Origin of the sequence: Hyphomicrobium sp. (genome assembly GCF_041674905.1) — a bacterium.
In the GTDB taxonomy this organism is placed as follows: Bacteria; Pseudomonadota; Alphaproteobacteria; order Rhizobiales; family Hyphomicrobiaceae; genus Hyphomicrobium_B.
This window is the reverse complement of the sequence record NZ_JBAYUV010000009.1, coordinates 88,079-101,799: the sequence shown is the minus strand read 5'-3', so window position 1 is coordinate 101,799 and position 13,721 is coordinate 88,079. Positions and strand designations below refer to the sequence as shown.

Here is a 13,721-nt window from a genome sequence, read left to right as displayed (position 1 = left end):
GGGCTCTCGGCGGCCGGGAAATCTCTCATTGATTGCGACCCCGGCCTATCGCCACGAGGCGCCGGACGCAACCCCTCCGGACGCTCAATGACGTCGCGCGCCAATGATCGTCCAGCCACGGCCACTGCGCGCCCGAAAGGGCTCGAACGGCGGAATTACAGTTTATGCGCCATGCGGGCGCGCTTCGTTTCGAGATAGCGCTTGTTGAACTTGTTCGGCTTGATGACCAGCGGCAGCCGCTCGACAACACGAATGCCGTGCGCCTTCAACGCCTGTTCCTTCGCCGGATTGTTCGACAGCAGCTTGATCTCGGTCATGCCGAGATCCTCGAGCACGCGGGCCGCTAAACTATAGTCGCGGCTGTCGATCGGCGCCCCGACCTCGATGTTGGCCTCGACCGTATCCAGTCCCTGGTCCTGCAAGGCGTAGGCCTGGATCTTCTTAAAAAGCCCAATGCCGCGCCCCTCGTGATAGGGCACGTAAACGATGACGCCGCACGGAACGCCGGTAATGACCTTCAGCGCCGCCTGGAGTTGCTGATAGCAATCGCATCGCAGCGAATGGAAAATATCGCCGGTCACACATCCGGAGTGCACGCGCACGACAGGGATTGGCGGCGCGCCGTTTGCAGCTGCCGGATCGCGATGGACGAGAACGACGATTTGCTCCGCGTCCGTTTCGCCCTGATAGGCGTGGGCTTCGAGCGTGAGCTCGCGCCCCTCGAATTCGATCGGAAGAATGGTTTCCACCGACCAGTCTGCTGGCAGCTTTACGGACGTCAAGGCACCCGACTTCATCGTTGAATAGCTCCGGGGTTCCCCGAGCATATGCTCCATCGCCCGGAGGAAAGCAAAATCTAGCCGCCGCCGGGTCATCCCGTTTACCGGGAAACCGCCACCGCTGCCAGACATGGGTTAGACAGCATAAATGGCGACGGCATCGATTAAAAGCACATCGTCAGGATGCCGCAGGCCAGCCGGCGAAGGTCCGGCCTGAATTTAGCCTCCAGCGAGTCGCGACAGCTCGATCTTCGGACACCGATCCATCACGACCATAAAGCCTGCGGCTCGCGCTTCGGCGGCCGCCTGCTCGTTGATCACGCCAAGCTGCATCCAAATGACGGTCGCGCCGAGCTTGTCCTTGAGGGCGATGGCATCCCGCACGACCTGCAGCGCATCGGCGGGCGCGCGAAAGATATCGACGACGTCGACCGGCGGCGGAACATCGGCGAGGCTCGCGTAAACCTCTTGCTCGTGAATAGCCTTGCCCGCGATGCCGGGATTGACGGGCCGCACGCTGTAACCCCGGTTGATGAGAAACCCCATGACGCCGTAGCTCGGCCGCTCCGGCTTGGCGCTCGCGCCGACAACGGCGAACGTCTTGACGCGCTCCAGGATGGCGCGAATGTCGTCGTCATTCAGTCCGTCGATACTCATCGAAGCGTCTCGGCGTTGCGGACTGCGAAGCGGCGGCAAAGCTTCAACTCAGGCATCCTTCCAGTCGGGCGCGCGCTTCTCGATGAAGGCGCAAATCCCTTCGGCGGCGTCGAGCTTCATCATGTTCTGCACCATCACCTCGCTGGCGAACGCATAGGCGTCACCAAGCGGCATATCGGCTTGCCGGTAGAAGGCTGCCTTGCCGATCGCAACCGTCGCCTTCGATTTCTCGGCGATCTTGCGGGCCATGCCGATGGCCTCCGCGCGCGTCTCTCCGTTCACGGCGACACGGTTGACGAGGCCATAGGACACGGCCTCCGCCGCCGTAAGAGCTTCGCCAAGCAGCAGCATTTCCATGGCGCGCTTCCGCGGAACATTGCGCGACAACGCAACCATCGGCGTCGAACAGAAAAGACCGATGTTGACGCCGGGCGTCGCAAAATCCGCCGCGTCCGACGCGACGGCGAGATCACAGGTCGCAACCAGCTGACATCCGGCTGCGGTGGCGCGGCCTTCGACCGCCGCGATGACCGGCTTCGCACAGGCGACGATCGCCTGCATCATGGCGGAGCAGGCCTGCATCGTCTCGCGAAAGAACGCTTGGCCGCCGTCGGCGTCCGAACGATGCGCAATCATTTCCTTGAGATCGTGGCCGGACGAAAACACTCGGCCATTGGCCGCGATCACGATCGCGGCAGTCTTCGGATCGCGACCCAAACGCTCGATCTCGCGATGAACCGCCGCGATCAGCTCGCGCGACAGCGCATTGCGCGCCTGCGGCCGGTTGAGCGTGATGAGCGAAACGCCCGGTTCAACCTCTTCGATGAGGAGGAGCGGCGCGGCATCAGACAGACGATCTTGCATGGCAAAAGTGTTAGCGCCTGAAGCTGCGCCTCGCAACCGATACGCGACCGCAGCCTACTGCAGCGCCTTCTCGATCTCGGCCTTGTGCGCCTTCACGATCTCGATGTTTTCCTTGTATTCGAGCTTGGGCGTCGTGCCGATGGCTTCCGTCAACTCATCCATCAACTGCTTTTTGTCGGCCTCGGGAATGCTCGAATCCTTCTGAACGTCGTCGCGCTCTTTTTTCAGAGCTTCGACCGGATCGACAAAGTTGCCCGTGGCTGAATCCAGCCCCGCCATCACGATTGAGATGTTCGCGGCAACGTCGTCAAGCTCCGAGAAATTTCCAAACCCGTGCTTCTTCGCGATGCCCTCGAGTTCTGTCTGCAGCGCCGGATCGGGCGTGTCGCCCGCGGCCTGAATCTTCGACGCGATCGCCGCCAGATCCGCCTGTGCCGCGATGAACCGCTTCACCTGATCATCCGTCAGCTTGACCTGCTTGACGTCATCCTGAGGAGCAGCGGCGCCAGCATTGGGTGCGGCCTTATCTTGCGCTTCAGCGGCGGGCGCCGCAGGGGTCTCTTGCGCGTTGGCGGCCGCAAGCCCAGCCCACAGGGCGACCAGAACCACTCCAACACGCCCCGTCGTTTTGGCCATCGAGACCAGCATCGGCTTTCTCCGCTTTGAACCCACCCCAACCCATTCCGGCGGGAGACTGATACTGCGACTAAGACAAGATTAAGAAAAGCGATAGGCCGAGAGATTAAATCGCCACAAGGAAATGGCGCGCGAGGCCTCCCTTACCCCGAGCGGTCACGCTGGACCACCGGATAACGGACAACCGGAGAAATCCGGCTGCAAGCTCTCAATCTCGCGCGACGATCAGCTATAAAAGCCCGCCTGGCCGCTTCCAAGCCACGGCCGGGAGGCCGCAGGCGTCGAGAAATGTTAAGGCGCGACGTGATGCGGCGGAGTAAATGGCGATCTGCGGAGCGAAAATTCCGGGATTGCCGTTCGGCCCCGGATACGCCCGGAAGCCGCGAGGGCCGGGCGAGCCGAGCCCGCGCCACGGAACGACGATTTTTCACGACACGGCAATGCCCCCGCATCGACCGGCAAAGGAGACTGGGACGTGACCGCTATCCACGACGCGACCGAGACGGCAGGACAGACCATCCGCATAACGGCGACCTATACGTTCGAAGCCGCGCATTTCCTGCCCAAGGTCCACGAGGGACACAAATGCCGCCGTCTTCACGGCCACAACTATCGCGTCGACGTTTCCGTGACGGGCGGCCTGGACGCACGCGGCTTCGTCCTCGACTACGCTGAGCTCGATGCCCTCGTGCAGCCGGTCATCGACGAACTCGACCATCGCTGCCTGAACGACATCCCCGGTCTCGACAATCCGACGAGCGAAATTCTGGCCCTCTGGCTCCGCGACCGCATCGCAGTCAAAGGCGGCATCAAGCCCACGATCCGCGTCTGGGAAACCCCGCGCTATCTGGTTGAAGTATCATGACGCCACGATGGATTTCACCAAGGAGGTATTATAATACCTCCTTACGGTAACCCAATACCTCAATTCTACTGCATTGAAAAAGATGAGTTTTTAAAAATATGCATGTTTGACCTTGCCATAATCTAATGGATTCAGTATCACCTGCACTTTCCGGATAGGCTGAAGCTGGCGGCGCATGTCGCCGTCTCGTGCCATTCATTCCGCCAAGGAGCCTGAATTCCAATGTCTACCTATGTCGCCAAACCGGCCACGGTGGAGAAAAAGTGGGTGCTCATCGACGCCGAAGGGCTCGTTGTCGGCCGCCTCGCCGCTCTCATCGCGACGCGCCTTAAGGGCAAGCACAAAGCCATCTATACGCCGCACGTCGATTGCGGCGACAACATCGTTGTCATCAACGCCGAGAAAGTCGTCTTCACCGGCGCCAAGCGCGAAGACAAAATCTACTACAAGCACACCGGCTATCCGGGCGGCATCAAGGAGCGCACACCGCGCCAGATCTTTGACAGCAAGCATCCCGAGCGCATCGTCGAGAAAGCCGTCGAGCGTATGCTCGCGCGCGGTCCGCTTCATCGCCAGATCATGCGCAATCTGCGCGTCTATAAAGGCACCGAACATCCGCACACGGCGCAAAATCCCGAGAAGCTCGATGTTGCGAAACTCAACCGTAAGAATGTGAGGGTCTAAGACGATGACCACCGAAACCAAGACCCTCGCTGATCTCGCGGCCGTCAAAGGCCCGACGCCTGAAGCGGCCCCCGTTCGCACACAGAAGCTCGATAAGCTCGGCCGCGCCTATGCCACCGGCAAGCGCAAGAATGCCGTCGCACGCGTCTGGCTGAAGCCGGGCAAGGGCCTCATCACCGTCAACAAGAAAGACTTCAAGGCGTACTTCGCCCGCCCGGTTCTGCAGATGTTGTTGCAGCAGCCGCTCAACCTCGCCAACCGCGCGACGCAGTACGACATTCGTATTTCAGTTGCAGGCGGCGGTCTCTCGGGCCAGGCCGGCGCCGTCCGCCACGGCATCTCGAAGGCTCTGACCTATTACGAGCCCGAGCTTCGCGGTGTCCTGAAGAAGCAGGGCTTCCTGACGCGCGACAGCCGCGTCGTCGAGCGCAAGAAGTATGGCCGGGTCAAGGCTCGCAAGTCGTTCCAGTTCTCGAAGCGCTAAGCCGGGAACAGCACGAAATGCCAAACAGCCCGCCCCTCGGCGGGCTGTTTTTGTTTGTGTTTGTGGCCGCCAAAGGGTTGTCGACACGACGACGCGATGCCAAATACCGCCCTAGTCCTGCCCCACGGCCGTAACGACGCGCAGCCGGTTATTCGGAGAAAGAAATGGATTGGCTGCTGAACGGCCTTCACGAGCTGTTTTCAACGCTCGTATTGGACATCGGCTATCTCACGTCGCCCGAGTGGTGGCGGACCCACAGCGTTCCACTGTTCAACATTCTGATGATCGACCTGACGCTCGCTGGCGACAACGCCATCGTCGTCGGCATGGCGGCATCGCGCGTCCAGCCATCGATGCGAGCAAAAGTCATCTTCTGGGGCATCGCAGGCGCCGTTGTCCTTCGCATCATCTTTTCGAGCATCGCCCAGCAGATGCTGCAGGTGATCGGACTGACGTTGGCGGGCGGCATCCTGCTGCTGTTCGTCAGCTGGAAGATGTATAAACAGATCGTCGAAGCCGACACGCACTCGATCCACGAAGTCGAGAAAAACCTCGCCTCGACCGAGTCCCACCCGAACGAAACAACCTTCTGGTCGGCGCTCTGGACGATCATCCTCGCCGACCTCTCGATGTCGCTCGACAACGTGCTGGCCGTCGCCGGTGCCGCCGGTGAATCGACGCTCGTCCTCGTCATCGGCCTTGCCATTGCGATCATCCTGATGGCCGTCGCATCGACGTACATCGCCAAGCTTCTGGCGCGCTATCCATGGATCGCCTGGGTCGGCCTGCTGATCATCCTCTATGTCGCGCTCGACATGATCTACCGTGACAGCCACCGCATCGTTTGCGCGCAGTATGGCGTCGGCTGCTCGGAGACGATATGGCAGGGCATCAAGCACAGGCTTGGAATTGGCGGCTGAGATGACGACACAGGTGGCTCAAAAAGCGAAGACCGCGACGGTCTTCATCGACGGCGAGGCCGGCACCACCGGTCTCGAAATCCGCGAGCGGCTCGCCGGCATCCCGGCGATCAGCGTCAAGAGCATCGATCCCGAGCGTCGGAAGGATAAGACGGCGCGCGCCGACATGATGCGCGGCGTAGACCTCGCCGTTCTCTGTTTGCCCGATGACGCCGCGAAAGAAGCCGTGGCCCTGGCCGACACCCTTGGAACGGATGCGCCCAAAATCATCGACGCGTCGACCGCTCACCGCGTCGCCCCCGGCTGGGTCTATGGCTTCGCCGAAATGGCGCCGGACCAGGCCGATGCCATTCGCGGCGCGACCCGCGTCTCCAATCCGGGCTGTTATCCGACAGGCGCCATCGCTTTGCTCCGGCCGCTGATCGATGCCGGCATCATTCCCGCCGACTACCCCATCACCGTCAACGCCGTCTCGGGCTATTCGGGCGGCGGCCGCAGCATGATCGAAGCCTACGAGGCCGGAAAAGCCCCGTCGTTCGAACTTTATGGTCTCGGCCTCGAGCACAAGCACGTCGCCGAGCTGCAGAAATACGCCGGTCTGGAACGGCGGCCGATTTTCGTTCCGAGCGTCGGCAACTATCACAAGGGCATGCTGGTCTCGGTTCCGCTACACCTCGACACGCTTCCCGGCAAGCCGCGCCTGCGCGATCTCGAGCGCGTGCTCGCCGAGCGGTATCGCGGCAGCGACCTCGTGCGCGTCATTGACGAGCCGTCGGCACACATCGCGCGTCTCGAATCGGAAGCGTTGAACAACACCGACAAGCTTGAATTATATGTCTTCGGCAAAGCGGCCTTGAATCAGGCCGTGCTCGTCGCCCGCCTCGACAACCTCGGCAAGGGCGCGGCCGGCGCCGCCGTCCAGAACATCAAGCTGATGCTCGGCCTCGGCTGACGTTGCCGGTCTATGCCGAAACGGCCGCGCGCCGGATCGCGTGCAGGTGCACGACCGCCAGCACGAACACGATCGCGCCACCGAGCTGATGCACGACGCCAAGTTCGAGCGGCACATGCGCAAGCAGCGTCACGATGCCGAGCGCGACCTGCGCGAACACCGCCAGCACGAGCAGAACCCCGGTCGTCCTTGTGCGGCTGTCGACGGACGAACGCATCACCAGCCAAAGTTCCGTCAACACGATCAGCACGACAATGTAGGCCATGATCCGGTGGTTGAACTGCGACGCGGCGTGGCTTTCGAAGAAAGTCAGATACGCAGGCGTCGTCCAATAGTCATTCGGAAACCACTGACCATTCATCGTTGGCCAGGTGTTGTAGATGAATCCTGCTTTGAGACCCGCAACGAAGGCTCCGAGGACCACTTGCAGGATCACGAACGCGACGATGATCGCACCCATGCACCGGATCAGTGGCGTGACGGAGCCGGGCGCACGCCGCGCCACATCCGGCCATTCTTCAAGCGCCAGCCAGACGAGCAGACCCAGGATGGCGAACGCCGTCGTCAGATGCAACGCCAGCCGATATTGGCTAACGTCGACGCGTTCGACGAGCCCCGACTTCACCATGTACCAGCCGATGACGCCCTGCACACCGCCGAGCGCCAGAACACCGAGAAACTTCGCGCCGCTGCCGCGCTTCAGGCGTCCAGTGAGCCAGAAGAAAATCAACGGAACCGCGAAGGCGACGCCGATGATCCGGCCGAGAAAGCGATGGCTCCACTCCCACCAATAGATCGCCCGGAACTCCTCGAGCGACATGCCGTGGTTCATGATGTGATATTGCGGGATCTGCTTGTACTTCTCGAAAGCGGCGATCCAGTCGGCATGAGTCAACGGCGGTATCGCACCAAGCAGCGGCTGCCATTCCGTGATCGACAGCCCGCTTTCCGTCAGGCGCGTCGCGCCGCCGACAACGACCATCGCGATGACGAGCGCCGCGACCAGCCATAGCCAGATGGCGACGGCACGGTCTCCGGCAACACGGCGAGCGTCGGATGTGCTTTGCCGATCAACTGCGGCACGGAGCAACGTCATTTGCGGCAAATATCCCTAAACGAAGGCACCGGCGGTGTGATACGCAATCCCCCGCAGGGAACAATGCGCCTTTGCGGCGCGGTTGCCAGCCGAAATCAACCATAAAACCCGAGCCAGCATGACCCAGCGCCGACGCAAACTCCTAGGCACGATCGCCCTTATTCTGCTGATCGCGGTCTATGCCGTGATCGCCGTCGGCGTGGCCATTGTGCTCCAGGTCCAGAATGCGAGCAAATTCACAGAGCTGATTTATTATGTGGTCGCCGGTCTGCTCTGGGTGTTGCCGGCGGGTCTTCTCATCTCGTGGATGCAGAAGCCGGATACTTGAGTGCGCGCGAAGGCTTGCCGTCGCCGCTACCCGCGAGCGGCCGCAGGATCGCTTTCACACCGTCGCGAAGCGCGAACGGCAACCCCGAAAGCAGCACCTTCACGTAGCGCGCATCTTGATAGTCGCCGTTGAGCGAGAGACGCGGCAGCGCCGTCATGGCATCCGCATGCGCCGCACGCAGCAAACCCTTGCGCGTCGTCACCGCTGTTTCAATGCCGAGGTCGCGCGCGATCTCGAATTCGCGTTCTCCAGCGCTGCCGTCATCGCCATAAGGATAGCTGAAATGCCTGACGGGCTTGCCAAGCTCTTTCACGACGCGCGCGACGCTGTCGGCGATTTCGCGTCGCGCCTCCTCGGGACGCAACTTGGCAAGCGCAAAGTGGTTGGTCGTATGGGCTGCGATCGTAACGAGGGGATCTTCCGCAAGCGACCGGATTTCGTCCCAGCTCATCACCAATTCACGGCACAGCGCGGCGACATCGAACCCGGCTTTCGCGGCCAGCTCGCGCACGACAGCGCGTGCGCGATCTTCCGGAATTTTCCGCAGCCACCAGTAGATGTCGTAAAACGCGCTGCTCTTCTCCGCATCTGTCGCGAGCGAATAGCTTTGCACGACTCCGTCGCGCTCGACTTCGACATGTGAAAGCCGCCGCAAAGCGTCTTCTAACGCCAGCCACCAAAGCTCGCCATGCCCGTCGGCGTAGGCCGTCGGCACATAGATCGTGAACGGCGCATTGTGGCGCTTGAACACGGGATAAGCGAAGTCGCGATTGTCCTTATAACCGTCATCGAGCGTGAAGACCGCAAACGGCTTGCGCGAGACCGCCCCGCCGCGCAAGCGCGCTTTGACGTCATCAAGCGCAACGATCTCGAAGCCACTGTCGCGCACCTGGCGAATGACGCCATCGAGAAACTCCGGCGTCACCTTCAGGATGCCATTGGGATCGAACTCGCGCCGCGCACCCGGCATCACCTGATGCAGCATGAAGATCACGCCGTCGCCGCGCGTGAACGGCGCCGCGAGACGATCAGCGCCGCTGTAATGAAGCGCCGAAAGCGCCACCTTCAGAACCTTGGTCGTACGCCGGGACATCGAAAACGAACCTCGGTTGTGGCGAACGCGTGCTTAGGTCGGACGCGCCGCTTCCGCGGATCGAACGAGCGTCGCGCGCGCGATGCGCTGCTGCACGGGCGATGCAGTCGGGATACGCCGCTCGAAACGCACGATATCGATATCGGCAACCTCGAACCCAAGGAACGTGTTGGCCGGATCGGCGACGGCCGGGGCCTGTTTAACGGGCTCAACCACCACGATGCCGGTATCGAAACGGCCTTCGATCGTTTCGAAAAGCTGGCGCGCCGCGTCATGCCGCCCCGTGACGACGATGTAGTCGTAAGCTTCGTCGAGCGCATCGAGCACGAGATTGAGGTGATCCGGGTCGACCGGCGCCGATGGAATATCGAGCGCGTTGCCGCTGGCAATCGCGTGGGCGTCGGAACCAGGCAAACGCTGGATGATTTCGCCGAAGCTCGCCTCGCCACGCAGCAAATCATTGAGCCCGGCGCTCGGATTGAGACCGATCGACGATGCCAGATCCTGCCCGTCCGGATTCCAGTCGACGAGAATGACCTGCTCGCCGCTTTGCGCCAGCGCTTTGACGAGGCCCAGCGCTTCCTTTGACGCGTCGATGTTGTCGGTCTCGCCGGTCAGGATCGTGCGTTGGCCACCGTTCTGGGGCCGCTTCTGCATCAGACGCAACACCAGCGCTCCGATATCCGACGCGCTGGCCGCAACGGCTGCCGGCTGACGCTGCGCCTCGTGCGATGGCGCCTGTGATTGTGGTTGTGGTTGTGGCGGCGTGTAGGATGGCGACGCAATTTCATCATCAACGATCTCACGCAGAAGCGGTTCGCGATAAGGCGGAAAATCCGGCTCCCGCTGCAAGCTGAGCGGCTTCGACCGCTGACGCGACGCCATCGCCTGCGACCCGCTTCGCGCACCCTGGAACAAGGCCTTCGTGACGACCCATGCCGTACCGAGCATCAGCGATGCTATCGCGATCAGCGCCGAAAGCGCACCCTTGCGCGGGAACACCGGAACGCTTTCCGGCTGTGCGTTGGAAATGATCTGCGCCGCGACGGGTTGCGCCCGCGCATCCAGTTTCTTGCGGTTCGATTCAAGCTGCGCCTGGATGTTGTCGAGCTCGGTACGCTTCGCCTTGGCCGTCGCTTCGAGCTGCCGGAGCTGCGCCTCTTCCGGAGCATTGGTCACGACCCGGGCTTTGATGTCGGCAAGGCTCTGCGCGATGCTGTCCTCGCGCCCCTTCGCAACCGTGGCCTCTTTTTCAAGGCTATCGACGATCTTCGCGATTTCCTTCCCGATCTGGACTTTGAGTCCGGCGAGATCGGCGTTAAGCTGGCGCATGCGCGGATGGCCCGGCAGCAGTGTCGCGGAAAGCTCCGAGATCTGCCGTTCGATGCGCACGCGCTGCTGCACGAGATTCTGAATGAGCGGCGACTTCTGGATATCCGCCAGCTGATCGGCCGATCCGAGCGCGATCATCTCGCGCGCCGATTTCGCGCGCACGTCCGCCTCGCCGCGCGCCGCCTTGGCCTTGGTCAGCTCCGCCGTCAACTCCGACATCTGCTGTTCATTGAGGCCCGTATTCTGCGCCCCGCCGCGAAACCCATCGATCTTGCCGCGATAACGGTCGACCTGCGTTTCAGCGTCGGCGACTTCCGCCGTCAGCTTCTGAATCTTGCCTTGCAGCACCGCCTGAAGATCATCGACTTCCGTCACGCCGTGTTCGGCGAGCGAAGTGCGATAGGTTTCGGCAAGCGCGTTCGCGATTTTTGCGGCAAGCGCGGGATCATTCGACGTGACGCGCACGCCGATGAACCGGCTTTCCTTCGCGGCATAAACCTCAAGCCGGGCGCGTAGCGCATCGAGCACGCGGTCACGCGTCGTCTCGCCCTTGCGCGGTCCGCCGAGACCTACCATGCGCATCATCGCGTCGAGCTTATCGACCGGCCCGAGGGCATTGTTGAATTCAGGACGATCCTCGAGCTTCAGATCCTTGGCGATCTTTTCGAGCAGTTCCTGCGACTGCATCGCGCGGACATGCGTGTTGATCGCTTCCTTGTCCATGCGCGTCGTGATGAGGTCCGGCCCGCCTGCCGCATTCCGGTCAGAGAACGTGCCGTCTACGCCCTTCGCGACAATCGCCAGTTCCGCTTCGCTCTGATATCGGGGTGCGATCAGCGAGAGCGCCGTATAAGTCAGGCCGCCCAGCAGCAAAGCCAGCGGAATGAGCCACCGCAGACTCCGTTTCAGGGCGACGAACACCGAACTCATGTCGATGTCGTCGGGCGACGCGTGCACGCGTGACTGCATCACTTTGCTCAAATCAAAGGGTTTCAAACAGCTAAGTCATCTCCCAGCGCGGTTAGCATCTCCTTAAGCGGATCAAAAAAAGACGCGGCGTTAGGCTTTTTTAACCTCGACGCACCTAACGTCCGGACGTCAATTCGCATGCGGGAATTTTGCGCCGATGTCGCTACGCCACCTTTTGTTCGCCGCGACGGCCGCCTCGCTGATGCTTGGGGGCTGCGCTTCCGGACTTGGACCCCAGATCCAAGGCGAGATCGACGGGGCCGTGGTCGACGGCTACCCGGTTCCCGTAACCACCGCTTCGGCAAGCCCGCGCGACTGGGGCCCGGCGGTCGTCATTCCCGCCGTCATGTCGGAGACGCTCGCCGAGCGCAATGGCCCGTACCGGCTCGATTCAGGCGACCGCATCCGTGTCTTCGTTTATGGCCAGCCAAGCCTGTCGCGCCTCTACATTGTCGATCCCGATGGCAAGATTTCCGTGCCCCTCATCGGCACGATCTCGGCGCGCGGCAAGACGACGACGGAACTGCAAGGCATCATCCGCTCGCGCCTCGGCTCCGAATACGTCAAGGACCCGCAGGTGTCCGTCGACATCCAGCAGAACCGGCCCTTCTTCGTTTTCGGCGAAGTCCGCAATGCCGGACAGTATCCCTATGTCTCCGGCATGACGGTCGAGACGGCGGTCGCCATTGGCGGCGGCTACACCGAACGCGCCAGCGATCGCAGCTTCCGCATCACGCGCAAGATCGACGGCGTCGTGCAGGAAATCGAAGCCCCGGGCATCGCGGCGGTCCGGCCCGGCGACACCGTTTACGTCTTCGAGAGATATTTCTGAGAAGCATCGGACCTTTCCCGCCGTATCAGGCCAACTCTCAGGCCCGCGTATCAGACATGTCCGGAATGCGTATTCTCCACTGTCTTCGTGCTCCCGTTGGTGGTCTGTTCCGCCACGTCCTCGATCTCGCTGAGGAACAGGCCAGTCGCGGACACGACGTTGGCATCCTCGCCGACAGCAACGCCGAAGACAGGCTGACGGCATCGAAGTTCGCCGCAATCGCGCCAAAACTGACACTCGGAATCGCGCGCATCCCCATGCACCGCCAGCCGGGCCTTGGCGATCTTGCAGCCGTTGCTGCGGTTCGCCGCCGCGCTGCAAAGCTCAACCTCGATGTGTTGCATGGCCATGGCGCCAAGGGCGGCGCCTACGCCCGACTGGCGGCACGCAGCCTTTCGATCCGGGGGCGATCCATAAAGTCATTTTACACGCCACATGGCGGCAGCTTGAATTTGAAGCCGGGCTCGCTCGAACAACGCGTCCTGATGCGGGTCGAGCGCGGTCTCGAAAGCGTCACGACCGGATTGATTTTCGAAAGCGCCTACGCCGCACGCACCTATCGCGCCCGCATTCGCGCGAGCGGCGCACCGCAACGCATCATCCCGAACGGTCTCAGACCGTCCGACTTTTCCGAAGCAACGCCACTGAGCGATGCAACGGATCTCCTGTTCGTCGGCGAGCTGCGCGATCTCAAAGGCGTCGACGTTCTGCTCGAAGCGCTCGCGGAACTGCACGAGCGCGCCGTCACTGCGACGATCGTCGGCTCGGGTCCGGACGAAGCGAAATTCCGGGCCTTGAGTTCGTCGCTCGACCTCGACGGACGCGTGCGCTTCATGGGGGCCTTGCCAATTCGGGACGCTTTCTCGCTCGGCCGGGTCATGGTTGTTCCATCCCGCGCCGAGAGCTTCCCTTACGTCGTCCTCGAGGCGGCCGCCGCCGGACTGCCGCTGATCGCGACCAACGTCGGCGGCATCCCGGAAATTGTCGCAGGCACCGACACCGGGCTCATCGCTCCTGACGACGTCCGCCAGTTGGCGGAAGCGCTCGCCGCGTCCCTCGACGCGCCAGGCCTCGCGAAAGCCCGCGCTGCGCGGCTCAAAAACGCCGTCGCCCAAAAGTTCACGGTCGCCGCCATGACCGACGCGGTTCTGGATTTCTACGCCACGCCCTCCCCTACGGCGGCCCGCGCGCCCTATGCGGTCCCCGCTCTGCGCGACCATCGCGGTTAAC

15 protein-coding genes are annotated in these 13,721 nt (G+C 62.2%); 8 read left to right on the top strand and 7 right to left on the bottom strand.

The window, feature by feature from the left end:
* Window positions 1–155: 155 nt before the first annotated feature.
* The 4 genes from WC026_RS06060 to WC026_RS06045 all read right to left on the bottom strand — a co-directional run bounded on the left by WC026_RS06060 (window position 156) and on the right by WC026_RS06045 (window position 2,948).
* The gene (locus WC026_RS06060) at window positions 156–797 is read right to left on the bottom strand and encodes a GTP cyclohydrolase II (RefSeq protein WP_372709936.1); all 642 of its coding nucleotides are present in this window, start codon (window positions 795–797) and stop codon (window positions 156–158) included.
* A gap of 201 nt (window positions 798–998) precedes the next feature.
* Window positions 999–1,436 carry a CoA-binding protein gene (locus WC026_RS06055; RefSeq protein WP_372709935.1) on the bottom strand — a complete coding sequence of 146 codons (438 nt, stop codon included), beginning with the start codon at window positions 1,434–1,436 and terminating at the stop codon, window positions 999–1,001.
* A gap of 48 nt (window positions 1,437–1,484) precedes the next feature.
* Entirely contained in the window at window positions 1,485–2,300 is an 816-nt protein-coding gene (locus tag WC026_RS06050) for an enoyl-CoA hydratase (RefSeq protein WP_372709934.1), read from the bottom strand.
* A gap of 54 nt (window positions 2,301–2,354) precedes the next feature.
* Complete coding sequence (locus WC026_RS06045; RefSeq protein ID WP_372709933.1) at window positions 2,355–2,948, bottom strand: hypothetical protein; 594 nt, start codon at window positions 2,946–2,948, stop codon at window positions 2,355–2,357.
* 463 nt (window positions 2,949–3,411) lie between these two features.
* Between WC026_RS06045 and queD the strand changes: the two genes are divergently transcribed.
* From queD to argC, 5 genes are all read left to right on the top strand, one after another.
* The gene (gene queD, locus WC026_RS06040) at window positions 3,412–3,801 is read left to right on the top strand and encodes a 6-carboxytetrahydropterin synthase QueD (protein ID WP_372709932.1); all 390 of its coding nucleotides are present in this window, start codon (window positions 3,412–3,414) and stop codon (window positions 3,799–3,801) included.
* 222 nt (window positions 3,802–4,023) lie between these two features.
* Window positions 4,024–4,485, top strand: coding sequence for a 50S ribosomal protein L13 (gene rplM, locus WC026_RS06035; RefSeq protein ID WP_372709931.1), 462 nt, complete (start codon window positions 4,024–4,026; stop codon window positions 4,483–4,485).
* Window positions 4,486–4,489: 4 nt separating this feature from the next.
* Window positions 4,490–4,969, top strand: coding sequence for a 30S ribosomal protein S9 (rpsI, locus tag WC026_RS06030; RefSeq protein WP_372709930.1), 480 nt, complete (start codon window positions 4,490–4,492; stop codon window positions 4,967–4,969).
* Window positions 4,970–5,133: 164 nt separating this feature from the next.
* Window positions 5,134–5,889 carry a TerC family protein gene (locus WC026_RS06025; RefSeq protein WP_372709929.1) on the top strand — a complete coding sequence of 252 codons (756 nt, stop codon included), beginning with the start codon at window positions 5,134–5,136 and terminating at the stop codon, window positions 5,887–5,889.
* A 1-nt stretch (window position 5,890) separates the two neighbouring features.
* Complete coding sequence (argC, locus tag WC026_RS06020; RefSeq protein ID WP_372709928.1) at window positions 5,891–6,841, top strand: N-acetyl-gamma-glutamyl-phosphate reductase; 951 nt, start codon at window positions 5,891–5,893, stop codon at window positions 6,839–6,841.
* 10 nt (window positions 6,842–6,851) lie between these two features.
* Here the strand turns inward: argC and WC026_RS06015 are convergent, their stop codons facing one another.
* The gene (locus WC026_RS06015; RefSeq protein WP_372709927.1) at window positions 6,852–7,937 is read right to left on the bottom strand and encodes a COX15/CtaA family protein; all 1,086 of its coding nucleotides are present in this window, start codon (window positions 7,935–7,937) and stop codon (window positions 6,852–6,854) included.
* Window positions 7,938–8,055: 118 nt separating this feature from the next.
* On the opposite strand from WC026_RS06015, the gene WC026_RS06010 reads away from it, so the two are divergent.
* Complete coding sequence (locus WC026_RS06010) at window positions 8,056–8,265, top strand: DUF2842 domain-containing protein (RefSeq protein WP_372709926.1); 210 nt, start codon at window positions 8,056–8,058, stop codon at window positions 8,263–8,265.
* Here the strand turns inward: WC026_RS06010 and WC026_RS06005 are convergent.
* Both WC026_RS06005 and WC026_RS06000 read right to left on the bottom strand, forming a co-directional pair.
* Window positions 8,234–9,358, bottom strand: coding sequence for a polysaccharide deacetylase family protein (locus WC026_RS06005; protein WP_372709925.1), 1,125 nt, complete (start codon window positions 9,356–9,358; stop codon window positions 8,234–8,236). The two genes, WC026_RS06010 and WC026_RS06005, sit on opposite strands and share 32 nt — an antisense overlap.
* Window positions 9,359–9,391: 33 nt before the next feature.
* Window positions 9,392–11,659 carry a GumC family protein gene (locus WC026_RS06000; RefSeq protein WP_372709924.1) on the bottom strand — a complete coding sequence of 756 codons (2,268 nt, stop codon included), beginning with the start codon at window positions 11,657–11,659 and terminating at the stop codon, window positions 9,392–9,394.
* A gap of 157 nt (window positions 11,660–11,816) precedes the next feature.
* On the opposite strand from WC026_RS06000, the gene WC026_RS05995 reads away from it, so the two are divergent.
* The gene (locus tag WC026_RS05995) at window positions 11,817–12,491 is read left to right on the top strand and encodes a polysaccharide biosynthesis/export family protein (protein WP_372709923.1); all 675 of its coding nucleotides are present in this window, start codon (window positions 11,817–11,819) and stop codon (window positions 12,489–12,491) included.
* Between the two features lie 65 nt (window positions 12,492–12,556).
* The gene (locus WC026_RS05990) at window positions 12,557–13,720 is read left to right on the top strand and encodes a glycosyltransferase family 4 protein (protein WP_372709922.1); all 1,164 of its coding nucleotides are present in this window, start codon (window positions 12,557–12,559) and stop codon (window positions 13,718–13,720) included.
* Window position 13,721: the final 1 nt, after the last annotated feature.

Excerpts from the sequence above, each read along its gene's own strand:
- WC026_RS06060 (WP_372709936.1), bottom strand. The coding sequence starts at position 797 with ATGAAGTCGGGTGCCTTGACGTCCGTAAAGCTGCCAGCAGACTGGTCG.
- WC026_RS06055 (WP_372709935.1), bottom strand. The coding sequence starts at position 1,436 with ATGAGTATCGACGGACTGAATGACGACGACATTCGCGCCATCCTGGAG.
- WC026_RS06050 (WP_372709934.1), bottom strand. The coding sequence starts at position 2,300 with ATGCAAGATCGTCTGTCTGATGCCGCGCCGCTCCTCCTCATCGAAGAG.
- WC026_RS06045 (WP_372709933.1), bottom strand. The coding sequence starts at position 2,948 with ATGCTGGTCTCGATGGCCAAAACGACGGGGCGTGTTGGAGTGGTTCTG.
- rplM (WP_372709931.1), top strand. The coding sequence starts at position 4,024 with ATGTCTACCTATGTCGCCAAACCGGCCACGGTGGAGAAAAAGTGGGTG.
- rpsI (WP_372709930.1), top strand. The coding sequence starts at position 4,490 with ATGACCACCGAAACCAAGACCCTCGCTGATCTCGCGGCCGTCAAAGGC.
- WC026_RS06025 (WP_372709929.1), top strand. The coding sequence starts at position 5,134 with ATGGATTGGCTGCTGAACGGCCTTCACGAGCTGTTTTCAACGCTCGTA.
- argC (WP_372709928.1), top strand. The coding sequence starts at position 5,891 with ATGACGACACAGGTGGCTCAAAAAGCGAAGACCGCGACGGTCTTCATC.
- WC026_RS06015 (WP_372709927.1), bottom strand. The coding sequence starts at position 7,937 with ATGACGTTGCTCCGTGCCGCAGTTGATCGGCAAAGCACATCCGACGCT.
- WC026_RS06010 (WP_372709926.1), top strand. The coding sequence starts at position 8,056 with ATGACCCAGCGCCGACGCAAACTCCTAGGCACGATCGCCCTTATTCTG.
- WC026_RS06005 (WP_372709925.1), bottom strand. The coding sequence starts at position 9,358 with ATGTCCCGGCGTACGACCAAGGTTCTGAAGGTGGCGCTTTCGGCGCTT.
- WC026_RS06000 (WP_372709924.1), bottom strand. The coding sequence starts at position 11,659 with ATGCAGTCACGCGTGCACGCGTCGCCCGACGACATCGACATGAGTTCG.
- WC026_RS05995 (WP_372709923.1), top strand. The coding sequence starts at position 11,817 with ATGTCGCTACGCCACCTTTTGTTCGCCGCGACGGCCGCCTCGCTGATG.
- WC026_RS05990 (WP_372709922.1), top strand. The coding sequence starts at position 12,557 with ATGCGTATTCTCCACTGTCTTCGTGCTCCCGTTGGTGGTCTGTTCCGC.